The following is a 20,980-nucleotide window of genomic DNA, read 5'->3' as shown; positions in this document are numbered from 1 at the left end:
CTTCCCGTCCCACGTGCCAGATCACAGGAGAACGCTCATGCTTAAAGGAAAAGTCGCCCTTGTCACCGGTTCCACCAGCGGCATCGGGCTGGGTATCGCCACCGCCTTCGCCGAGCAGGGCGCCGATATCGTCTTGAACGGTTTCGGCGACGCCGCCGAGATCGAGAAAGTCCGCGCCGGCCTGGCCGGCAAGCATGGCGTGAAGGTGATCTACGACGGCGCGGACCTGTCCAAGGGCGCGGCCGTGCGCGAGCTGGTCGAGAACGCCGTGCGCCAGATGGGCCGCCTTGACATCCTGGTCAACAATGCCGGCATCCAGCACACCGCGCAGATCGAGGATTTCCCGGTAGAAAAGTGGGACGCGATCCTGGCGCTGAACCTGTCGGCGGTGTTCCACGGCACCGCGGCCGCGCTGCCGCACATGAAGAAACAGGGCTACGGCCGCATCATCAACATCGCCTCGGCGCATGGCCTGGTGGCGTCGGCCTACAAGTCGGCCTACGTGGCGGCCAAGCACGGCGTGGTGGGCTTCACCAAGGTCACGGCGCTGGAAACGGCCGGGCAGGGCATCACCGCCAACGCCATCTGCCCGGGCTGGGTCCGCACCCCGCTCGTGGAAAAGCAGATCACCGCGCTGGCGGAGAAGAACGGCGTGGACCAGGAAGCCGCCGCGCGCGAACTGCTGGGCGAAAAGCAGCCCTCGCTGCAGTTCGTCACGCCGGAACAACTGGGCGGCACCGCCGTGTTCCTGGCCTCGGACGCCGCCGCGCAAATCACTGGAACGTCCGTCTCGGTCGATGGCGGCTGGACGGCGCGTTGAACAAAGGAATCCCGCCATGCTGTTTCTGCTTTCCCCCGCCAAGAAACTGGACTACGACTCGCCGCTGCACGTCGAGACGCATACCCAGCCGTTGTTCGTGGACCAGGCCGCCGGCCTGATCAAGGTGCTGAAGACCAAGTCGGCCGAGGATATCTCCGACCTCATGAGCCTGAGCCCGGCCCTGTCCGAACTGAACGTGCAGCGCTACGCCCACTGGAAGCGCAGCTTCACGCAGGCCAATTCGCGCCAGGCGGTGCTGGCCTTCAACGGCGACGTGTACGAAGGGCTGGAGGCCTCCACCCTGTCGGCCAAACAACTGGACTGGGCGCAGGAGCACGTCGCCATCCTCAGCGGCCTGTACGGCGTCCTGCGTCCGCTGGACCTGATGCAGCCGTACCGCCTGGAGATGGGCACGCGCCTGGCCACACCCAAGGGCAAGAACCTGTACGAGTACTGGGGTTCAACCATCGCCGGCTACCTGAACGAGCGCCAGGCGGGACAGAAGGCGCCGGTGATCGTCAACCTGGCGTCCGAGGAGTACTTCAAATCGGTCGACCTGAAGACCCTGAAGGCGCGCGTGGTGCAGTGCGTGTTCCAGGACTGGAAGAACGGTGCCTGGAAGATCATCAGCTTCCACGCCAAGCGCGCGCGCGGCCTGATGGCGCGCTACGCCATCCTGCACAAGGTGTCCAAGCCCGAAGGCCTGCAGGGCTTCGACCTGGAAGGCTACGCGTATGACGCGTCGGCCTCGTCGGAAGACAAATTGGTGTTCAGGCGCAAGGCGTAGGATGGGTGGAGCGCGAGAGTTCTTAAGAAAGAACTCAAATATCGAACGCGCGTAACCCATCAGGCGGCGCCAGCCGCCGTTTTTCGTGGCAAGCGCAAAGATGCCGGCTGGCGCCGCCTGATGGGTTTCGCGCGTTCGGCAATAGCGTTCTAGCTTAAGAACTCCCGCGCTCCACCCATCCTACAACTCCCGCGCTCCACCCATCCTACAACTCCCGCGCTCCACCCATCCCACAACGCTCGCGCTCCACCCATCCCACAACTCCCGCGCTCCACCCATCTACGTACGCCCGCCGGGATTCAAGCCGCCGCCGCCACCGGCGGTGCATGCCGCGGGTCCGCCAGCGCGTGCAGTTCCTGCCGGATCATGTGGGCCGCCTTGAGCATCTGCTTGACCGGATAGACCAGGGCCGCCTGTTCGCCTTCCGTCTCGAACTGGGTGGGCAGGTTGGCCGGCGGCTGGGCGCGCTTTTCGTCCAGCAGGTCCACCATGCCGGTCAGCGCCCGCTGCACGGCCTCGGGCGTTCTGGGCAGGGCCGCCAGGATGGGGATGGCCGCCGTGATCTGCGAGGCCAGGATGTGGTTCTGGATCAGCAGGTTGTTCAGCTCGGGCACGCTCACCTGGTGCGACTTGGGCTCGCTCATCATCCGGTAGAAGGCTTCGGCGAAATTGCTGAACGAGATGTGCACGTTCTTGCGCGCCAGCCGCCACGCCAGGTCGGCGTCCGTGACCGCCGGGGTGTCGCCGGCGGCCGCGCCCACCGGGGCGCCGTGGGCCTGCATGGCCTCGACGTAGCGCAGGCCCGCCATCAGGTATTCGCGGTTGGCGCGCGTGGCCGCCGCCGCCAGCGGCTTCAGATAGCGGGCCTCCCACCAGGGCAGGATGTAGCTGCAGACCAGCGCCAGCGCGCAGCCCAGCAGCGTGTCGATGGCGCGTTCGCCGATCACCGCCATGGAGACGGTGCCCGGCGACACGAAATGGAACACCAGCACCACGAACAGCGTGTTGAAAATGGCGCTGGCCATGTAGTTCAGTTGTACCAGGCTGTTGCCCATGATGCAGGCGCCCAGCAGCACGGCGAACAGGATTTCGGGCCGTTCGGTCAGGTGGAACAGCAGCAGGGCGCAGAAGCAGCCGATCACCGTGCCCATCAGCCGCCAGCCGTTGCGCTGGCGCGTCAGCGCGAAGCCCGGCTTCATGATGATGACGATGGTCAGCATGATCCAGTAGTTGTGGGCGGAGAACTCCGGCGACAGCCAGCGGCTGGCGAGCGTCATGGCGATGGCGGCGGCGGCCGTCACGCGCAGCGCGTAGCGGAAATGCGGCGAATCCAGGCGCAGGTTGCTGGTCAGCAGCCCCACGCGAAATTCCTGGCGCGAGATGAAGCGCGTGAGCGACTTGTTGATGCGCAGCACGTCGGTGGGCTTGGCGTCCGGCGAGGCGGCGGTGTGGTCGGCCAGCCGGTCCACGATGCGCGCCGAATTGCGCAGGCGGCGCAGCACCTGGACGATCAGCGCCAGCATTTCCGGTTCGCGTTCGCCCAGGCCCTGCTGCTTGAGCTGTTCGATCTCGTATTCGATGGCGCGCAGTTCGGCGCGGGCGCTGCTGCGGTACTGCACCTTGCGCCCGCGCGACACGTCCAGCGCGATGCGGTTGAGTTCCAGCGACATCTTCACCAGCGCGTCGCGCATGAACATCAGGCAGTCGTTGCCGGCCAGCGTGCGGCGCAGGGCGGCGTAGTCGGTATGCGTGGCCACCAGCGTGTCCAGCAGTTGCAGCATGTCCACGAACATGTTCCAGATCATCACTCGCTGGCGGTCGCCCAGGCCCTTGCCGCGGGGCAGGGCGCGCAGCACCATGTCGCGCGCCGCCTGGTGTTTTTCCGTCATGACGGACTGGCGCTGGATCAGCGCGCGGTAGGCCTCGTCCAGGTCCGCCGTGTCGTCGTAGAAGGCGGCGCGGGCGGCGACGTAGTCGGCGGTGGCGAACAGCGCCACCGACATGGCCTGCTGTTCCTCGCGCAGCCAGAACAGGCGGGAAAAGCCCAGGCTGAACGCCACGTAGAACAGCGCGCCGCCCAGCGTGGCGGCCGCATGCGCCAGCACTTCGTGGGGTTCGAGCGGCGAATGCATGGTCAGCGTCATCAGCAGCAGGCCGGCGAAGCCGATCAGTCCGCCGCGCTTGCCGAAGACCGTGAACATGGAATAGACGAAGCACTGCGCGATGACCGCCAGCCAGATCAGCACCGGATGCGAGGACGCCAGCCCGGTAATGACGACGGTCAGGGTGCCCAGCGCCGCGCCGCCCAGCATTTCATTGGTGCGATGGCGCTGCGGGCCGCCGGGCTGGTCGATGATGGCCAGGCACTGCGCGCCGAAGGTCGCCACCAGCCCCGTGGTGTAGTTGCCGAAGACACCGCCCAGCACCAGCACGGGCAACAGCATTCCCACCCCCTGGCGCACCCCTCCGAAGAAGTAATGGCTGTAGAGGAAGCGGCGGATGCTGGCAATGCGCAAATCCATGGGCGGGGCTCGGTTCTGGGCGACGCCACAAGTATATAGATGGGGCCAGTGGGATTTTTTGCCGCCGGGCCGCCCCAAGGCAAAAAACGCCCCCTCGGGGGGCAGCAAGCGCGTAGCGCGCGGCGTGGGGGCTTTTTTTGGGGCCAGATGGTTACCGAACCTTCCGCGCAACGGCCGTGGAAAGGCCGATTTGCCACCTTTGACGCAACGCGGTAAATTCCTCCACTTGCGCCGGCCTGCCTATCCGAAGCCGGTGCGTTGAGGCGGATGGCCAGGGACACCTCCCATCCATCCCGCAGCAGTTACACCTGCCGTTGGCCGCGCCACAAGCGTGTGTTGCCAAGGCTTCCATTTCGACCTCCAGCGTCCCCCAGGGGCGTTCGCACTGCGTTCTGTCGAGCGTGTGCCGGGTCGGCAAGGTGTCCGGGTGGCGTGGCTCCGTGAGCCGCTAAGCGCCGGATCATGTTGTCGTAGCCGGTATGGGTTCAGTTGCCGCCGTATCCGGGCGAGCAGCAGGCAGGGTTTGCAGGGCCGGTTTTGAAAGGAATGACAACATGGAACTGAATGGCGCCGATATCGTCGTGCGCTGCCTGGCCGAAGAAGGCGTGGAACACGTTTTCGGCTACCCCGGCGGCGCGGTGCTTTACATCTACGACGCGATTTTCAAGCAAGACAAATTCCAGCATATCCTGGTGCGCCACGAGCAAGCCGCCGTGCACGCCGCCGATGCCTATTCGCGCTCGTCGCAGAAGGTCGGCGTCTGCATCGTGACCAGCGGCCCGGGCGTGACCAATGCCGTCACCGGCATCGCCACCGCCTATATGGATTCCATCCCGATGGTCATCATCAGCGGGCAGGTGCCCACTGCGGCCATCGGCGAGGACGCCTTCCAGGAGTGCGACACCGTCGGCATCACGCGTCCCTGCGTCAAGCACAATTTCCTGGTGCGCGACGTCAAGGACCTGGCCGAGACCATGCGCCGCGCGTTCTACATCGCGAGCACCGGCCGCCCCGGTCCGGTGCTGGTGGATATCCCCAAGGACATCACCGTCGCGCAGTGCAAGTACACCCCGCCCAAGGGCGAGATCTCGATGCGCTCCTACGCGCCCGTCAACAAGGGCCACCAGGGGCAGATCAAGAAGGCCGTGCAGATGCTGCTGTCGGCCGAGCGCCCGATGATCTACACGGGCGGCGGGGTCATCCTGTCGAATGCCGCGCCCGAGCTCAACAAGCTCGTTTCGCAACTGGGCGCGCCCTGCACCAGCACCCTGATGGGCCTGGGCGGTTTCCCCGCCAGCAGCGGCCAGTTCGTGGGCATGCCCGGCATGCACGGCACGTACGAAGCCAATATGGCGATGCAGCATTGCGACGTGCTGCTGGCCATCGGTGCCCGCTTCGACGACCGCGTGATCGGCAACCCCAAGCACTTCGCGCAGAACGCCCGCAAGATCATCCATATCGACATCGACCCCTCGTCGATCTCCAAGCGCGTGCGCGTGGACGTCCCGATCGTGGGCAACGTGAAGGACGTCCTGGCCGATCTCAGCGCGCAATACGACATCGCCTCGGCCGAGCACAAGCCCGCCTCCATCGCCAAGTGGTGGGAGCAGGTCGAAGCCTGGCGCGGCAAGGAATGCCTGAAGTTCGCCAATTCGGACGAGGTCATCAAGCCGCAGTACGTGGTGGAGAAGCTGTGGGAAGTGACCGGCGGCGACGCCTTCGTCACGTCCGACGTGGGCCAGCACCAGATGTGGGCGGCCCAGTACTACAAGTTCGACAAGCCGCGCCGCTGGATCAATTCCGGCGGCCTGGGCACCATGGGTGTCGGCCTGCCGTACGCCATGGGCGTGCAGATGGCCAATCCTGGGCACGACGTGGCCGTCATCACCGGCGAGGCGTCCATCCAGATGAACATCCAGGAACTGTCGACCTGCCACCAGTACCGCCTGACGCCGAAGATCGTCTGCCTGAACAACCGCTTCCTGGGCATGGTCCGGCAGTGGCAGCAGATCGACTACGGTTCGCGCTATTCCGAGTCCTACATGGATTCGCTGCCCGATTTCGTCAAGGTGGCCGAGGCCTATGGCCACGTGGGTCTGCGCATCGAGCGCCCGGCTGACGTCGAGCCCGCGCTGCGCGAGGCGTTCAAGAAGCACAAGGACCGCCTGGTCTTCCTGGACTTCATCACCGACCGCACCGAAAACGTGTGGCCGATGGTCAAGGCCGGCCGCGGGCTGACCGAAATGCTGCTCGGCTCTGAAGACCTGTAAGGAGGCCACCCATGAAGCACGTGATTTCCGTCCTCCTCGAAAACGAACCCGGCGCGCTGTCGCGCGTGGTGGGCCTGTTTTCCGCGCGGGGCTACAACATCGAGACCCTGACGGTGGCGCCCACCGAGGACTCCACGCTGTCGCGCATGACCATCGTGACCACCGGTTCCGACGAGGTGATCGAGCAGATCACCAAGCACCTGAACCGCCTGGTGGACGTGGTCAAGGTCGTCGACCTGACCGAGGGCGCGCACATCGAGCGCGAGCTGATGCTCGTGAAGGTGCGCGCCGTGGGCAAGGAGCGCGAAGAGATGAAGCGCATGGCGGACATCTTCCGCGGCCGCATCATCGACGTGACCGACAAGTCCTACACCATCGAATTGACGGGGGTGCAGGAAAAAGTACAGGCCTTCCTGGAGGCCCTGGACCGCAGTGCCATCCTTGAAACCGTGCGCACCGGCGTGTCCGGCATCGGACGCGGTGAACGGATTTTGAAGATTTGACCCGGCCTTCCAGGCCAAGCCGCACCCTACATCTGAACTGAACAATATCCAAAATACTGGAATCTGGAGCACAACATGAAAGTTTTCTACGACAAAGACTGCGATCTCTCCCTCGTCAAAGGCAAGACCGTCGCCATCATCGGCTATGGCTCGCAAGGCCATGCGCACGCGCAGAACCTGCATGAATCGGGCGTGAAGGTCGTGGTCGGCCTGCGCAAGGGCGGCGCCTCGTGGAACAAGGCCGCCAACGCCGGCCTGGAAGTCAAGGAAGTCGCCGACGCCGTCAAGTCCGCCGACATCGTCATGATGCTGCTGCCCGACGAGAACATCGCTTCCGTCTACAACAAGGAAGTGCATGCCAACATCAAGCCGGGCGCCGCGCTGGCGTTCGCCCACGGCTTCAACGTGCACTACGGCCAGGTCGTGCCGCGCGAAGACATCGACGTCATCATGATCGCGCCGAAGGCCCCGGGCCACACCGTGCGCAACACCTACAAGCAAGGCGGCGGCGTGCCCCACCTCGTGGCCGTGTACCAGGACAAGTCGGGCGCCGCGCGCGACGTGGCCCTGTCGTACGCCAGCGCCAACGGCGGCGGCCGTGCCGGCATCATCGAAACCAACTTCCGCGAAGAAACCGAAACCGACCTGTTCGGCGAACAGGCCGTGCTGTGCGGCGGCACCGTCGAACTGATCAAGGCCGGTTTCGACACGCTGGTGGAAGCCGGCTACGCGCCCGAAATGGCGTACTTCGAGTGCCTGCACGAACTGAAGCTGATCGTCGACCTGATCTACGAAGGCGGCATCGCCAACATGAACTACTCGATCTCGAACAACGCCGAGTTCGGCGAGTACGAAACGGGTCCGAAGATCGTCACGGACGAAACCCGCAAGGCCATGCGCCAGTGCCTGACGGACATCCAGACTGGCGAATACGCCAAGAAGTTCATCCTGGAAAACGCCGCCGGCGCCCCGACGCTGACCTCGCGCCGCCGCATCAACGCGGAATCGCAGATCGAAGTGGTGGGCGGCAAGCTGCGCGCCATGATGCCCTGGATCGCCGCCAACAAGTTGGTGGACAAGTCCAAGAACTGATCCATGCGGATGCGGGACCCGTTCCCGCGATACTGGTCAAAAAGCGGCATGCCTGCGAGGGCATGCCGCTTTTTTTCATTCCGGGTGTCTGACACCCGTGGGAGAGGGGCGTCGGGTTGAGGCGGTGCTTCGGGGGTGTCAGACACCTTGCCGCATTGACCCATTCCCCGGTGTCAGACACCCCGCCGCATCGGCGTGCCGCTTTTTCTTGGCCGATTGCGCAGGCACGCCCCTTGCTCCGGCCCGCAAGCGGGGCCAGATGGGTTAACCTTTCCATGTCCGTTGTAAGTTATTGAGACCATGCCCAATTTTTCCATGCGCGATTCCGAGAACCGCCACCGAAGCATTTACCTGCTGCCCAACGCGTTCACCACCGCGGCGTTGTTCGCGGGGTTCTACGCCGTCGTGCAGGCCATGAACGACCGCTTCGAAGTCGCCGCCATCGCCATCTTCGTCGCCATGGTGCTGGACGGCATGGACGGCCGGGTGGCGCGCCTGACCAATACCCAGTCCGCCTTCGGCGAGCAGTACGACTCGCTGTCCGACATGACGTCCTTCGGCGTGGCCCCCGCGCTGGTCATGTACGAATGGATCCTGAACGACCTGGGCCGCTGGGGCTGGCTGGCCGCGTTCGTCTACGTGGCGGGCGCTGCGCTGCGCCTGGCGCGCTTCAACACCAACATTGCCGTGGTGGACAAGCGCTACTTCCAGGGGCTGCCCAGCCCGGCCGCCGCCGCGCTGGTGGCGGGCTTCGTCTGGCTGGCCGTGGACAACAAACTGCCCATCCACGACAGCCTGATGGCCTGGGTGGCGTTCGCGCTGACCATGTACGCCGGCATCACCATGGTGTCGAACGCGCCGTTCTTCAGCGGCAAGAGCTTCGCGCTGGGCCGCAGCGTGCCGTTCTGGGGCATCTTGCTGGTGGTGGCGGTGTTCGTCTTTATCTCCAGCGATCCCCCGGTCGTGCTGTTCGGCCTGTTCGTGCTGTACGGCCTGTCCGGCTGGATCACCTGGGCCTGGCGCTGGAACCGGGCGCGCCGCCTGACGCAGGAGCGCCGCGGCCACTCGTCCTGACCGGCCCCCGCCATCAGAAAAGCAAAAACCCGCCGCGGCGGGTTTACCGCCACATGAACTTGTCGTCGTCGTACATCGGGTCCGGGCCAGGGTGGAAATGCGTCACCTTGTTGCCGTCGCGGCCCATGTACACGTACATGAGCGAGTTCCAGACGCTGTTCTCCTTGTAGCGGTACGACCACACCACTTCGCGCTTTTCGCCCAGTCCGGATTCCTCGATGACGGCGGGCGGGCCGAATTCGCAGCGCACGCGCTCGGGGCCCCAGTCGCCTTCGGCCAGCACCTTGAAGTGCGCGTCCGTCAGCAGCGGCACCACGCGGTCCACGCGGCCGTCGGTGCCGACGTTGGTGCCCCAGGCGTACTGGCCCATGGGCTGCTGGGTCCAGATGACGCGGCTTCCGCCATTGGCCAGCGGGCATTCGAAATTGGGACGGCCGAACTGGGTCAGGACGTCGGCGTAGGGCGCGCCGGGGGGGATCTGGGCCAGGTTCGCGCAGGCGGTCAGGCCGGCCAGCGCCGCGGCGGCAAGCGCGGTGCGGGCGGTTTTGTAATATTTGGACATGTCTCTCTCCTGCGGAGGCGGGGGGCGGCCATCCGGCCCAGGGAAGGGGACGGCCGGCGCATTGGGGTAATTCTAGCGAATCGGCTATAATCATCGAGCTTTATCAAGTGTATTGATTCTGCAAGATACTTTGCGCTGGCCGCGGAAGCCTGAGGATGGGACTGGACCCCCGGGGTGTAAGTCCCAGGATTTAGACCCGAGCGTCAAGCTCGTTCCAGGTTGCTGTTTGAGTCATCAATGGCAGCAGTGAGAAAGCGAATTCAGCCAGGTTCGCGCAAATTTTTTCCAAACCACGTCAGGGCGCCTCGGCCCTGTCGCATGTCCGAAGAGGTCATCAATGTCTGTAGCTGACATCAAGAAATCCGATATCGTTGCGCAATTCCAACGCGCTCAAGGCGATACCGGCTCCCCCGAAGTCCAGGTGGCTCTGCTCACCGCCCGTATCAACGAACTGACCGGTCACTTCAAAGAACACATGAAGGACCACCACTCGCGCCGCGGTCTGCTGCGCATGGTCAGCCGTCGCCGCAAGCTGCTCGACTATCTCAAGGGCCGCAATCCCGATTCGTACCGCGCACTGATCGAAAAACTCGGTCTGCGCAAGTGATCGACGGGGCTGGCTCCCCATGACGCAACCGTGGTCGGTGCGACGCATGTCGCGACGGCCACGGTTTTTCATTTGTAAGGAATAATCGTCATGTTCAATAAAGTGACAAAATCGTTCCAGTACGGCCAGCACACGGTCGTCCTGGAAACTGGCGAGATCGCTCGCCAGGCCTCCGGCGCCGTGGTGGTGTCGATCGAGGACACCGTCGTCCTGGCCACCGTCGTGGCTTCCAAGAAGGCCAAGCCGGGTCAAACGTTTTTCCCGCTGACCGTCGACTACATCGAGAAGACCTACGCTGCCGGCCGTATTCCGGGCGGGTTCTTCAAGCGCGAAGGCAAGCCGTCCGAAAAGGAAACGCTGACCTCGCGCCTGATCGACCGTCCCCTGCGCCCGCTGTTCCCCGAAGACTTCTACAACGAAGTCCAGGTGGTCATCCACACGCTGTCGGTCAATCCCGAGATCGATCCCGACATCGCCGCCATGATCGGCGCCTCGGCCGCGCTGGCCATTTCGGGCATCCCGTTCAACGGCCCGATCGGCGCCGCGCGCGTGGGCTACATCGATGGCCAGTACGCCATCAACCCGACCGCCTCGCAACTGAAGTCGTCCAAGCTGGACCTGGTCGTCGCCGGCACCGAAAACGCCGTGCTGATGGTGGAATCGGAAGCGCAGCAACTGTCCGAAGAAATCATGCTGGGCGGCGTGGTCTACGGCCACGAGCAAATGCAGGCCGTCATCAACGCCATTCACGAACTGGTCAAGGACGCCGGCAAGCCCGATTGGGACTGGCAAGCGCCCGCCAAGGACGAAGCCCTGATCGCCGCCGTGACCTCGGCCGCCCAGGAAGGCCTGAACGCCGCCTACCAGATCCGCGAAAAGCAGGCCCGCACCGCCAAGCTGCGTGAAGTGTCGGCCGACGTGTCGGCCAAGCTGGCCGCCGCCGCCGCTGAAAAGGGCGAGTCCGCCCCGGACGCGGTGACCGTCGACAACATCATGTTCTCGCTGGAATCGGCCATCGTCCGCGGCCAGATCCTGAACGGCGAACCGCGCATCGACGGCCGCGACACCCGCACCGTGCGCCCCATCAGCGTGCGCCTGGGCGTGCTGCCCCGCGCGCACGGCAGCGCGCTGTTCACCCGTGGTGAAACGCAAGCGCTGGTCGTGGCCACGCTGGGCACCAAGCAAGACGAACAGATCATCGACGCGCTCATGGGCGAGTACCGCGACCGCTTCATGATGCACTACAACATGCCTCCGTTCGCCACCGGCGAAACGGGCCGCATCGGCGTGCCGAAGCGCCGCGAAATCGGCCACGGCCGCCTGGCCAAGCGCGCGCTGATCCCGCTGCTGCCGGCGCCTGAAGACTTCCAGTACACGATCCGCATCGTGTCGGAAATCACCGAGTCCAACGGCTCGTCGTCGATGGCTTCGGTCTGCGGCGGCTCGCTGGCCATGATGGACGCCGGCGTGCCGGTCAAGGATCACGTGGCCGGCGTGGCCATGGGCCTGATCCTGGACGGCGGCAAGTTCGCCGTGCTGACGGACATCCTGGGCGACGAAGATCACCTGGGCGACATGGACTTCAAGGTCGCGGGCACCGAAAACGGCGTCACCGCGCTGCAGATGGACATCAAGATCCAGGGCATCACCAAGGAAATCATGCAGGTGGCGCTGGCCCAGGCCCGCGAAGGCCGCCTGCACATCCTGGGCAAGATGAAGGAAGCGCTGGACGGTTCGCGCGGCGAACTGTCGGCTTTCGCCCCGCGCATGCTGACCATCAAGATCAACCCCGAGAAGATCCGCGACGTGATCGGCAAGGGCGGCGCCACCATCCGCGCGCTGACCGAAGAAACCGGCACGCAGATCGACATCTCCGACGACGGCACGATCGTGATCGCCAGCGTCGACGAAGCGCAGGCCAAGGAAGCCCAGCGCCGCATCGTCGAGCTGACCGCCGACGTCGAAGTGGGCCAGGTCTACGAAGGCTCGGTGCTGCGCCTGCTGGACTTCGGCGCCATCGTGCAGGTGCTGCCGGGCCGCGACGGCCTGCTGCACATCTCGGAAATCGCCAACTACCGCATCGCCAACATCAATGATGTGCTGAAGGTCGGCCAGCAGGTCCGCGTCAAGGTCATCGAGGCCGACGACAAGGGCCGCCTGCGCCTGTCCATCAAGGCCATCGGCGGCATCGAAGCGCAGCAACCCGCTGCCGCTACCGAAGCCGCTCCCCAATCGGAACCGCAAGCCGAATAAGCTTGCAGGCTGATTGACGAAGAACGGCGCCGCAAGGCGCCGTTTTTCTTTGGGGGGGGCGTTGTGCTGTGCCGAGACTCTGGCGACGACGTAGGATGGGTGAAGCGCGAGAGTTCTTAGGCAAGAACCCGGATGCCGAACGCGCGCAACCCATACGGCTGCAATCGACTGTTTTTTTCGGCCGATGCGGGGGGGGCTGTCCGCCCATGGCCGATGCGGGGGGAGCCGTCTGCCCATGGCCGATGTCGGGCGCTGTCTGCTCACGGCAGCATGGGTTGCGCGCGCTGGATGCTGGGGTTCTTGCTTAAGAACTCTCGCGCTCCACCCATCCTACGAATCCCGGGATTCCTGTAAAGTCTGGCGCGAAGGGGGAAATCGGATGAGCCAAGCATGAATAGATGGCTGACAACCACAGTTATGGCGGTGCTGCTTGCCATGCTGGCCGGCTGCATGGGCAGCCCCGGTCCTGGCCAGCGCGGCCCCGCCGGCGAAGACATGTCGGCCGACCAGTTCGCCCAGACCGATTTCAACCGCACGGTCACCCTGGAAGTCCGCGACAACCTCACGAGCCTGTATTCCCTCCTGGACAAGCTCTACCGCCGCAATCCCCGCGAATGGCGCAAGACCGGCGTGGCGGACCAGAAGACGGCCGTGAACCGCGTCAAGCATGCCATCGAAGTCCGCGTCCCGCCCGGCGATCTGGCCGGCCTGCGCGACATCCAGATCCTGGCCGTGTCGCTTGACCCCAACTACACGGGCGACCGCGTCGGCGCCTTCATCTACGGCCTGGCGGACACCATCATCGCGGCTCACAACGGCAAGACCCGGCTGTATGCCACCGACGCGCTGGATGGCCAGCGGGTCTACAATGCCGCACGGAATGTCGAGGCCGCCGCCTGGTTGCTGGCGTCGCGCCGCAACAATCAAGGCGAGCCGCTGTTGCTGGCCAACGAAATGTCCCCCAACGCCACGAATCTGAGCTTCGAGCGGGAGTTCGGCGCCATCATCGGCCGGCTGGACCTGATCGCCAACCTGCTGGGTGAAAACTCGCGGCGCATCGGGATCAATTATGCGCAGGGCCTGCTGCTGTTCAATTTTCTGCCTGTCCGCTAACCGGATCTACCCATCGTGATCGATATCGCCTCTATCCAGACCGCCCGCGAAAACCTGCGCGGCCAGGTGCTGAAGACCCCCTTTACCCTGTCGCGTACGCTGTCCGACATCTTCGGCGCCGAAATCTGGCTGAAATTCGAGAACCTGCAGTTCACCGCGTCGTTCAAGGAACGTGGCGCCTTGAACCGCATGCTGACCTTGTCCGACGAAGAGCGCGCCAAGGGCGTGATCGCGGTGTCGGCCGGCAATCATGCCCAAGGCGTGGCCTACCATGCGCAGCGCATGGGCGTGCCGGCCGTGATCGTGATGCCGCGCTTCACGCCGACGGTCAAGATCGCCAACACGCGCCGCTTCGGCGCCGAAGTGGTGCTGGCGGGCGACACCTTCGACGACGCCAAGGCCCATGGCTATGAGCTGGCGACATCGCGCGGCCTGATCATGATCCATCCGTATGACGACGAGGCCGTCATTTCGGGGCAGGGCACGGTGGCGCTGGAAATGCTGGAGGACCAGCCGCAACTGGACACGCTGGTCATCGCCATCGGCGGGGGAGGCCTGATTTCGGGGATCGCCACCGCGGCCAAGGCGCTCAAGCCCGGCATCGAGATCGTCGGCGTGCAGACCGAACGCTTTCCGTCCATGTACGCGGCGGTCAACGGCGTGTCCATGCCGCAGGGGCTGTACACCATCGCCGAGGGCATCGCCGTGAAATCCCCCGGCGCGCTGACGCAGCCGATCGTGAGCCAATTGGTCGACCGCATCGAACTGGTCTCCGAAAGCGATATAGAGCACGCCATCGTGGTGCTGCTGGAAATCGAGAAGACGGTGGTCGAAGGGGCGGGCGCGGCGGGTCTGGCCGCGCTGCTGCATGCGCAGAAAGACGGCAGCGACCGCTACAAGGGCAAGCGCATCGGGCTGGTGCTGACCGGCGGCAACATCGACCCGCTGATGCTGGGCGAGCTGATCGAGCGGGGCATGGTGCGGGCCGGGCGGCTGGCCCGCATCCGCGTGGACCTGCGCGACCTGCCGGGCGCGCTGGCGCACGCCACCAAGCTCATCGCCGACGCGCAGGCCAACATCACCGAGGTGCACCACCAGCGCGCATTCACCTCATTGCCGGTGCGCAATGTCGAAGTGGACTTCGTCCTGCAGACGCGCGGGCACGAGCATATCCAGGAAGTGATCGCGGTGCTGAACGCGGCGGGCTTCGCCGCCAGCAATCACGACCACTGAGGACGCCTCAGGCCGCGCCGGCCGGGGCGACGTCGCGCGCCAGCAGGTTCTTCAGGCCGTACAGCCGTTCCCGGTGCAGGGTCGCCGACAGCGGCTCGGGCTCGCGCCCCAGCGCGACGTAGTCGGCGGGCACCTGCGCCACCGCCTCGCGGATGCTGTCCGCGCGGGCCTGCCACCATTGCACCAGCATGCGGTCGGGGTTGTAGACGTCCAGCCCCTGGCGCCGCAATTCCGAGCGGTTGAAATCCTTCAGGTTCCAGGTCAGCACCTGCACCACGGGCGGCTGCTGCAGGCCGCAGCGGGCGCGGCGCGCCAGGCCGGCCGCGATCACGTGGAAGTCCTTGGGATCGCTGTAGCGCAAGGAGGCCTCGTAGACCTGCGTGTCCGTTTCGCGGGCGGCGGGAAAGCGCGCATTCATGTCGTCCCACATCTCGGTCATGACCTCGGACGGTATTTCCCAGATGCGCGACGCGTTGCGGCGCCATTCCTCGCCGATGCGGTCGGTCCAGACCGGCACGAACACGCCGGCCTCGGCCAGCCGGAGCAGCAGGCGGCGCAGGATGCCGGACATGAGGACGCAGGCGTCGAGGACGATGAAGGGCGGGGAGGCGTTCGGGATGGTCAAGGCTGTCGAGGCGTTCGGGGCGGTCGGGATAAGACCGCGACCGTGCAGTGTAAGCGCTCCCGCCGAAACGCCGGGCTTCAAGGCTGGACCGCCACCTCCAGGGCCCTTTCCAGCGATGCGCGGATCATCTCGCCGTGGCCGAACTGCGGGAAGGCTTCGTAGGTGGCGTCGGCGCCCGCCGCCTTCAGGCCCTGGGCCATTTCGCGCACCGCGGCGCGGGGATCCTCGCCCGCGGCCGGCTCCGCGCCGCCGGGCGGGGGGCGGCCGGGGTCGCGCGGCTTGGTACCCACCAGGACGGCCACCCGTTTGCCGGCGGCTTTGCGGGCGTCGAACTGCCGCCACTCCTCGACCAGCGCGCCGTCGTGCCACCAGGCCGAGGGGTCGCCGACGACGTAGCGGGCGAACGCCTGCGGCTGCGTAAACAGCACGTGCAGGGTGAATAGGCCGCCGTACGAATGCCCCCACAGGTATTCGCGGTCCGGGTCGATGGCGGCGCGCTCGCGCACCAGCGGCTTTACCTTGGCGCGGATGAACTCCAGGAAAACGTCGGCGCCGCCGCCGACGCGGCCGCGCACTACGGGGCCGGGCACGGGCTTGCCGTTCTCGAACACCGGCGGGGTGTAGTCGTAGGCCCGCGACACGACGTCGTTGCGCGTGGCCACGTCGTAGCCCAGCGCGACCAGTACCGGCGCGCGGCCCTGTCCCAGCTTGTCCAGGTCGGCCGGCGTCAACGTGGCCAGGGCGGCGTTGCCGTCCAGCATATAGAGCGCGGGGCTGCCGCCGGCCTCGGGTGCATTCCTGGGAATGGCGATCTGGATGCGGTAATGGCGCTTGCCGTCGTCCGAATCCAGCCTGTGCGTCTCGAACCGGTAGACCGCCGAGGGGCGGTCGGCCACGGTTTCTCCCAGCGGCTGCATGCCGGGGCGCACCGGCGAGTCGGGCGCCGCCGTCTGCGCCTGCGCCGCCGCGGCCAGGATGCACGCCAGCACGGCGGCGGAAATCGGGCGCGAAATCTTGTGTGTCATGGGGTCTACCAGGTGTAGTTCAGGTTCGCCGAAATATTGCGCCGGGCGCCGTAGTAGCAACTGGCGTTGCCCGAGCAGCTTGCCAGGTATTCCTTGTCGGTCAGGTTGCTGGCATTGAGGGAGAATTTCAGGCCCTTCAGGCTGGGATCGACCGCGCCCAGATCGTAGCGTATGGCCGCGTCGATCAGGTTCGCCGAGGGGCTGCGGTAATCGTTGGCGGTATCGCCGTAGCTGCTGCCGGTATGGCGCACGCCGGCCCCGATGCTCAGGCCGGGCGCGATATCCAGCGGCAGGCGGTAGTCCACCCACAGGTTGTAGCTGTGGCGCGGCACGCGCGGCAGTTCATTGCCCCGCTCCGTGCCGTTGCTCTTGGTGACTTCGCTGCGCATCAGCGTCGCCGAAGCCACCACGGTAATGCTGTCGGTCAGCGCGAAATTACCTTCCAGCTCCAGGCCGCGGACGCGGCCTTCACCGGTCTGGACCTGGCATTGGCTGCCGTTGCACAGGTGCGTGGGGTCCGGGTCCGGCGTGGTGATGTTCTGCTGTGTGATTTCATACGCCGAGAACGTAATCATGCTGCGCGAACCCGGCGGCTGGTACTTGATGCCGACCTCGGCCTGCTTGCCTTCGGTCGGCTTGAAGGGCTGGTCTTCGAAGCCGGCGCCGTTGACCGGCTCGAACGAGGTGGCATAGCTGGCATAGGGCGCCAGGCCGTTCTCGAACAGATAGACCGCGCCGGCGCGCCACGTGGTGGCTTCGTCGTCATAGCGCGTCTTGGCGCCCGTGGCGCGCACCAGCGAATTATCCCGCGACCAGTCGTGGCGCACGCCCAGCGTGGCGGCCCATTGTCCCCAGCGGATCTGGTCCTGCGCATAGACGCCGGTCTGTTCGCTGTCGCTGCGCCGGCTGGGCGCCATGGCGCCCATCACGACCGGGCCGCCGTAGACCGGGTCGAATACGTCGAGCGGGGGCGCGGTGCCGGAAGCTTGCGCCACGCGGATCGTCTGGGTGCGGTAGTCCAGGCCGGTGAGCAGGGTGTGCGCGGTCTGGCCCAGGCCGAAATCGAACTGCGCGTTATTGTCGACCGTGAAGCCTTCCGAGCGGATCTCGTTACTGGACGCAGTGCGCCGCAGGGTGCGGCCGTCGGCCTGCAGATCGCCCTGCCGCGAGACCCCGTCGTTGTCGGTGTCCACGCGCATGTAGCGCAGTTTCTGGCCGAGTTTCACATGGTCGGTCAGGGCGTGGCTGAATTCATAGCCGATGGCGTACTGCGTGCGGTCGTAGCGGTTGAAGCCGGGCTCGCCCAGGAATCGGTCGGAACCGAAACGGCCATAGGCCGTTCCGTAGTACGTGCCGTGCGAAGGCAGGAACTGGTAGGTGCTGCCGCCGCGGTCCTGCTGATAGTTGGCCAGCAGCGTCAGCGAGGTGCGGGCCGACGGCCGCCACGTCAGGCTGGGCGCCAGCATCACGCGGTTGAGTTCGACGTAATCGACCTGGGTGTCGCTGTGGTAGGCGGTCCCGACCACGCGGTACAGCCATTCGCCCGAGGCATCGACCGGCCCGCTGACGTCGGCGTTCAGGCGCGCCAGGCCATAGTTGTCGGTGCCCACCCCGATCTCGCCGCGCGCGTAATCGGTGGGCCGTTTGCTCACCACGTTGATAAGCCCGCCCGGCGCGATCTGGCCGTACAGCACCGACGACGGACCGCGCAGCACTTCGACGCGATCCAGGCCGAAACCGTCGAACTGGGTGGCCGAGGCGGTGGCGCCGCTGCTGCTGCCGGGCGGACGCAGGCCGTCGAGGTAGAGGTTGTTGGCGAAGCTGCCGGTGCGGAAGCCGCGCACGGAAATCTCGTCGACGCGGCTGTCCACGCCATACGAGCCCACCGAAACGCCGGCGCTGTAGCGCAGGGCTTCGGCGGTGGTCTTGGCGCCGATCATGTCCATCAGGTCGCGGTTGACCACCGATACCGATTGCGCGGTTTCGATGATGGGCGTGTCGGTCTTGGTGCCCACGCTGCTGTCCAGGGCGAGCGGGCCGATGTCGCCGGCGCCCAGTCCGGTCACCGTCACCGCGGGCAGCATGGCCGCGCCTTCCCCGACAGGCTCGGGCGCGCGCTCGATGCGGTATCCCTCGCCATTGGCGTTGGGCACCGCCCGCAGGCCGCTGCCTTGCAGCAATTGCCGCAGCGCCTGCGTCACCGATCCCTGCAGATGCACGGCGGGTGCCTGCTTGCCCGCCGTGAGCGGCGGCGCGCTGATGATGGTCACGCGGGCGGCCTGGCCCAGCCGCAAAATCGCGTCTTGCAGGGACAGCGCCGGCAGGGCGATATCCACCGCGGCGCTTTCGGCCGCGGATACCGGGGGCGCCGCGGTCAGCGCGGCGGCGCACAGAAGCAGGCAAAGCGTGGCGGGCTTGAAGCGGCGGACCTGGCCGTCATGGGAGATTCGTTGGGACATCGGTATGGGTTCTTGGGTTGGGGCCCGCGCAGCGGGCTTCAACCTATCCAAACGAGCGGGGGCCGCGAACCTGCCGGATATTTACATATTGTTTCAATATCAGGCCGATTCGACGCGGACCCAGTAGCGCGTGCGGTACTGGATCCGCAGGCCCAGCGTGGCGGCCAGCGCTTCCAGGACCTGGTCCGTGTCCTTCAGCCGGAAACTGCCGTTCACGCGCAGGGCGGCCGCGCGATCGTCGCACTGGATCAGGCCCGGCCGGTAGCGCGCCAATTCCGCCAGAAATGCGTCCAGGGGCATGTCGTCGGCGATCAGCATGCCTTGCACCCAGGCGAACTCGCGCCCGGCCCATCCCGCGACCTCCGCGATCTGGTGGGCCGAGAAGCGGCGGACGTCGCCCGCGCGCAGTTCTTGGTTGAGGTCGCCGCGCGTGGCGATGGCGGCCTGCCCCGCTTCGAGCGCCACGCGGGTCTGCGGGCCTTGCGCGCGCACCACCAGGCGGGCGCGCGTGGGCACGATGCAGCCTCCGCGGGTCAGGATCCGCACCGCCGGGTCCGCCGCGCGGGTGTCCAGCATGATCTCGCCGTCGCGCAGGGCGATGTCCAGGCGGCGTCCGTCGCGCGTCACGTCCAGGGCGGTGTCGGTATTCATCATCAGCGCGACGTCGTCATTCAGCGCCAGGCTGCGCTGTTCGCCGGTGGCGCTGCGGTAGGCCGCGAGCCAGCCCGCTTCTTGCGCCCGGCCGTAGAGCAGGGGGCCGCCCAATCCTATCCCGGCGCCGGCCACCAGCAGCTTGAGGGCGCGGCGGCGGCCATGCTGGAAGTCGATGGCCCCGAGCGCGGCGGCGGCGGCGCCGTTTGCGGGCACGGCCTCCTGGAGCAGCGCGAAGCGCTGCCAGACCGCCGCGTGCGAGGGGTCCGCCGCGTACCAGCGCTGCCAGGCCTCCCGCGTGGCGGCGCTGTCGTCCCGCTCCAGGCGCACCAGCCAGCCGGCCGCCTGGGCGACCGCGTCAGGCTTGCGCGGGTCAGGGCGTGTCGACATCGAGCGTGTGATAAAGACGTTGCCAGGCGTGGACCATGTCCTTTTGCACCACATTGACCGTGAGCTTCAGGCGGTCCGCGATCGCCTCGTAAGACAGGCCCTGTAGGCGCGCCAGCAGAAACACCCGGCGCATGCGCGGCGGCATGCGGTCTAGCACGGCGCATACGGCCAGCAGTTGCTGCGACACCTGGGCCAGCATTTCGGGCGACGGCGAGAGCGGCTCGGGCTGTTGCGCCAGCGCCGCCAGATAAGCGGCCTCCAGCGCGCGGCGCCGGTGGCAGTCGATCAGCAGGCGGCGGGCGATGGTGGCCAGATAGCCGCGGCTCCAGCCGCGTTGCTCCAGGTAGGTCTGGCGCAACAGGCGTTCAAAGGTGTCCTGCACCAGGTCCCAGGCGTCGGCCGGGTGTCCGCCCGCGTGGCGCCGCACCAGCGCGAACAGCCAGGCGTGATGCTCGCGGTACATCGATGCCACCGCGGTGCGATCGGCTGGCGCAGGAGTCGAGGGCGCTTCCACGTTGAAGAAAATGGTTTGCGAATAAGAATCAGACGCAATTCTAGCCGCCGCATGCCCGCATGGGAAGCGGGCGGAACGCGAGGAGGTTTGCGCGGACGCGCTGCAAAAGAAGAGAAAGCCGAGGCGCGCGCCATTGAGGCGGGCGGGTGGTGCCCGAGACCGGAATCGAACCGGTACGGCCGCGAGGCCGAGGGATTTTCTTACCACTTCGGCTTTCGCCGCCAGCGCGGGGGCGCCGTTCGTGGTCTGGAGCACGCCTTCACCGTAGCCTTGCGGCCTTAGGTGCCCGCCGTCTGCTCTCTACACCTTCCCGGGCTTTTCGGCCTGGGCTTGGCTCGGCGTCGGCTCGGAACGGGTCCAGGGCATTCGCCGAGTTTGACGGGCTACACCTTTGGAGTTTCCTCCGAAGGGCTCAAATTAGTTCAAGTCCCTTGTGTCTACCAATTTCACCACTCGGGCGTTGCGCGGCCCCGGAAGGGC

At 66.1% G+C, this 20,980-nt stretch carries 17 protein-coding genes; 10 read left to right on the top strand and 7 right to left on the bottom strand.

Annotated features, from left to right (window positions below):
- The first annotated feature begins 37 nt into the window (after nt 1-37).
- Both AVE30378_RS05025 and yaaA read left to right on the top strand, forming a co-directional pair.
- A complete protein-coding gene (locus AVE30378_RS05025; RefSeq protein WP_129239675.1) occupies nt 38-820 on the top strand; it encodes a 3-hydroxybutyrate dehydrogenase in 783 nt (260 codons plus the stop codon).
- 16 nt (nt 821-836) lie between these two features.
- Nucleotides 837-1,607 (top strand): peroxide stress protein YaaA, encoded by a 771-nt coding sequence (yaaA, locus tag AVE30378_RS05020; protein WP_129239674.1) that lies wholly within the window; start codon nt 837-839, stop codon nt 1,605-1,607.
- A gap of 299 nt (nt 1,608-1,906) precedes the next feature.
- Here yaaA and AVE30378_RS05015 read toward each other — a convergent pair whose 3' ends face one another.
- Nucleotides 1,907-4,129 carry an FUSC family protein gene (locus AVE30378_RS05015; RefSeq protein ID WP_129239673.1) on the bottom strand — a complete coding sequence of 741 codons (2,223 nt, stop codon included), beginning with the start codon at nt 4,127-4,129 and terminating at the stop codon, nt 1,907-1,909.
- A gap of 479 nt (nt 4,130-4,608) precedes the next feature.
- Here AVE30378_RS05015 and AVE30378_RS05010 point away from each other — a divergent pair, with 479 nt between their 5' ends.
- The 4 genes from AVE30378_RS05010 (at nt 4,609) to pssA (ending at nt 9,068) form a co-directional block, all read left to right on the top strand.
- Nucleotides 4,609-6,399 carry an acetolactate synthase 3 catalytic subunit gene (locus tag AVE30378_RS05010; protein ID WP_167507609.1) on the top strand — a complete coding sequence of 597 codons (1,791 nt, stop codon included), beginning with the start codon at nt 4,609-4,611 and terminating at the stop codon, nt 6,397-6,399.
- Between the two features lie 11 nt (nt 6,400-6,410).
- Complete coding sequence (gene ilvN / locus AVE30378_RS05005; RefSeq protein WP_006223608.1) at nt 6,411-6,902, top strand: acetolactate synthase small subunit; 492 nt, start codon at nt 6,411-6,413, stop codon at nt 6,900-6,902.
- Nucleotides 6,903-6,977: 75 nt separating this feature from the next.
- Nucleotides 6,978-7,994 (top strand): ketol-acid reductoisomerase, encoded by a 1,017-nt coding sequence (gene ilvC, locus AVE30378_RS05000; RefSeq protein WP_129239671.1) that lies wholly within the window; start codon nt 6,978-6,980, stop codon nt 7,992-7,994.
- 300 nt (nt 7,995-8,294) lie between these two features.
- A complete protein-coding gene (gene pssA / locus AVE30378_RS04995) occupies nt 8,295-9,068 on the top strand; it encodes a CDP-diacylglycerol--serine O-phosphatidyltransferase (protein WP_129239670.1) in 774 nt (257 codons plus the stop codon).
- Between the two features lie 43 nt (nt 9,069-9,111).
- Here pssA and AVE30378_RS04990 read toward each other — a convergent pair whose 3' ends face one another.
- Nucleotides 9,112-9,630, bottom strand: a complete 519-nt coding sequence (locus AVE30378_RS04990; RefSeq protein ID WP_129239669.1) for a hypothetical protein — start codon at nt 9,628-9,630, stop codon at nt 9,112-9,114.
- A 337-nt stretch (nt 9,631-9,967) separates the two neighbouring features.
- Between AVE30378_RS04990 and rpsO the strand changes: the two genes are divergently transcribed.
- The 4 genes from rpsO (at nt 9,968) to AVE30378_RS04970 (ending at nt 14,836) form a co-directional block, all read left to right on the top strand.
- Nucleotides 9,968-10,237, top strand: a complete 270-nt coding sequence (gene rpsO / locus AVE30378_RS04985) for a 30S ribosomal protein S15 (RefSeq protein ID WP_006223612.1) — start codon at nt 9,968-9,970, stop codon at nt 10,235-10,237.
- A 90-nt stretch (nt 10,238-10,327) separates the two neighbouring features.
- Nucleotides 10,328-12,490 (top strand): polyribonucleotide nucleotidyltransferase, encoded by a 2,163-nt coding sequence (gene pnp / locus AVE30378_RS04980; protein WP_129239668.1) that lies wholly within the window; start codon nt 10,328-10,330, stop codon nt 12,488-12,490.
- Between the two features lie 390 nt (nt 12,491-12,880).
- Nucleotides 12,881-13,603 (top strand): hypothetical protein, encoded by a 723-nt coding sequence (locus AVE30378_RS04975; RefSeq protein WP_129239667.1) that lies wholly within the window; start codon nt 12,881-12,883, stop codon nt 13,601-13,603.
- A gap of 15 nt (nt 13,604-13,618) precedes the next feature.
- On the top strand, nt 13,619-14,836 hold the full coding sequence (locus AVE30378_RS04970) for a threonine ammonia-lyase (protein ID WP_129239666.1): 1,218 nt from the start codon (nt 13,619-13,621) through the stop codon (nt 14,834-14,836).
- A gap of 7 nt (nt 14,837-14,843) precedes the next feature.
- Here the strand turns inward: AVE30378_RS04970 and AVE30378_RS04965 are convergent, their stop codons facing one another.
- The 5 genes from AVE30378_RS04965 to AVE30378_RS04945 form a co-directional block, all read right to left on the bottom strand.
- The gene (locus AVE30378_RS04965) at nt 14,844-15,407 is read right to left on the bottom strand and encodes a PIN domain-containing protein (RefSeq protein WP_244234971.1); all 564 of its coding nucleotides are present in this window, start codon (nt 15,405-15,407) and stop codon (nt 14,844-14,846) included.
- A gap of 131 nt (nt 15,408-15,538) precedes the next feature.
- Nucleotides 15,539-16,486, bottom strand: coding sequence for an alpha/beta hydrolase (locus tag AVE30378_RS04960; protein ID WP_129239664.1), 948 nt, complete (start codon nt 16,484-16,486; stop codon nt 15,539-15,541).
- Between the two features lie 5 nt (nt 16,487-16,491).
- Complete coding sequence (locus tag AVE30378_RS04955) at nt 16,492-18,945, bottom strand: TonB-dependent siderophore receptor (RefSeq protein ID WP_129239663.1); 2,454 nt, start codon at nt 18,943-18,945, stop codon at nt 16,492-16,494.
- 99 nt (nt 18,946-19,044) lie between these two features.
- Nucleotides 19,045-19,986: a FecR domain-containing protein gene (locus AVE30378_RS04950; protein WP_165360088.1), complete on the bottom strand. Its 942-nt coding sequence runs from the start codon at nt 19,984-19,986 to the stop codon at nt 19,045-19,047.
- Nucleotides 19,970-20,449 carry an RNA polymerase sigma factor gene (locus AVE30378_RS04945; RefSeq protein ID WP_129239661.1) on the bottom strand — a complete coding sequence of 160 codons (480 nt, stop codon included), beginning with the start codon at nt 20,447-20,449 and terminating at the stop codon, nt 19,970-19,972. The genes AVE30378_RS04950 and AVE30378_RS04945 overlap by 17 nt, the downstream gene beginning before the upstream one ends.
- Between the last annotated feature and the right edge of the window lie 531 nt (nt 20,450-20,980).

This window comes from Achromobacter veterisilvae, assembly GCF_900496975.1.
Taxonomy (GTDB): Bacteria; Pseudomonadota; Gammaproteobacteria; order Burkholderiales; family Burkholderiaceae_B; genus Achromobacter; species Achromobacter veterisilvae.
Note: the sequence above shows the minus strand (reverse complement) of the source record. Positions and strands in the feature narration are given on the sequence as shown.

Excerpts from the sequence above, each read along its gene's own strand:
- AVE30378_RS04945 (WP_129239661.1), bottom strand. The coding sequence starts at position 20,449 with ATGTACCGCGAGCATCACGCCTGGCTGTTCGCGCTGGTGCGGCGCCAC.
- AVE30378_RS05025 (WP_129239675.1), top strand. The coding sequence starts at position 38 with ATGCTTAAAGGAAAAGTCGCCCTTGTCACCGGTTCCACCAGCGGCATC.
- pnp (WP_129239668.1), top strand. The coding sequence starts at position 10,328 with ATGTTCAATAAAGTGACAAAATCGTTCCAGTACGGCCAGCACACGGTC.
- ilvN (WP_006223608.1), top strand. The coding sequence starts at position 6,411 with ATGAAGCACGTGATTTCCGTCCTCCTCGAAAACGAACCCGGCGCGCTG.
- AVE30378_RS04955 (WP_129239663.1), bottom strand. The coding sequence starts at position 18,945 with ATGTCCCAACGAATCTCCCATGACGGCCAGGTCCGCCGCTTCAAGCCC.
- yaaA (WP_129239674.1), top strand. The coding sequence starts at position 837 with ATGCTGTTTCTGCTTTCCCCCGCCAAGAAACTGGACTACGACTCGCCG.
- ilvC (WP_129239671.1), top strand. The coding sequence starts at position 6,978 with ATGAAAGTTTTCTACGACAAAGACTGCGATCTCTCCCTCGTCAAAGGC.
- AVE30378_RS04965 (WP_244234971.1), bottom strand. The coding sequence starts at position 15,407 with ATGTCCGGCATCCTGCGCCGCCTGCTGCTCCGGCTGGCCGAGGCCGGC.
- AVE30378_RS04975 (WP_129239667.1), top strand. The coding sequence starts at position 12,881 with ATGAATAGATGGCTGACAACCACAGTTATGGCGGTGCTGCTTGCCATG.
- AVE30378_RS04960 (WP_129239664.1), bottom strand. The coding sequence starts at position 16,486 with ATGACACACAAGATTTCGCGCCCGATTTCCGCCGCCGTGCTGGCGTGC.
- rpsO (WP_006223612.1), top strand. The coding sequence starts at position 9,968 with ATGTCTGTAGCTGACATCAAGAAATCCGATATCGTTGCGCAATTCCAA.
- AVE30378_RS04990 (WP_129239669.1), bottom strand. The coding sequence starts at position 9,630 with ATGTCCAAATATTACAAAACCGCCCGCACCGCGCTTGCCGCCGCGGCG.
- AVE30378_RS05015 (WP_129239673.1), bottom strand. The coding sequence starts at position 4,129 with ATGGATTTGCGCATTGCCAGCATCCGCCGCTTCCTCTACAGCCATTAC.
- pssA (WP_129239670.1), top strand. The coding sequence starts at position 8,295 with ATGCCCAATTTTTCCATGCGCGATTCCGAGAACCGCCACCGAAGCATT.
- AVE30378_RS04950 (WP_165360088.1), bottom strand. The coding sequence starts at position 19,986 with ATGTCGACACGCCCTGACCCGCGCAAGCCTGACGCGGTCGCCCAGGCG.
- AVE30378_RS05010 (WP_167507609.1), top strand. The coding sequence starts at position 4,609 with ATGGGTTCAGTTGCCGCCGTATCCGGGCGAGCAGCAGGCAGGGTTTGC.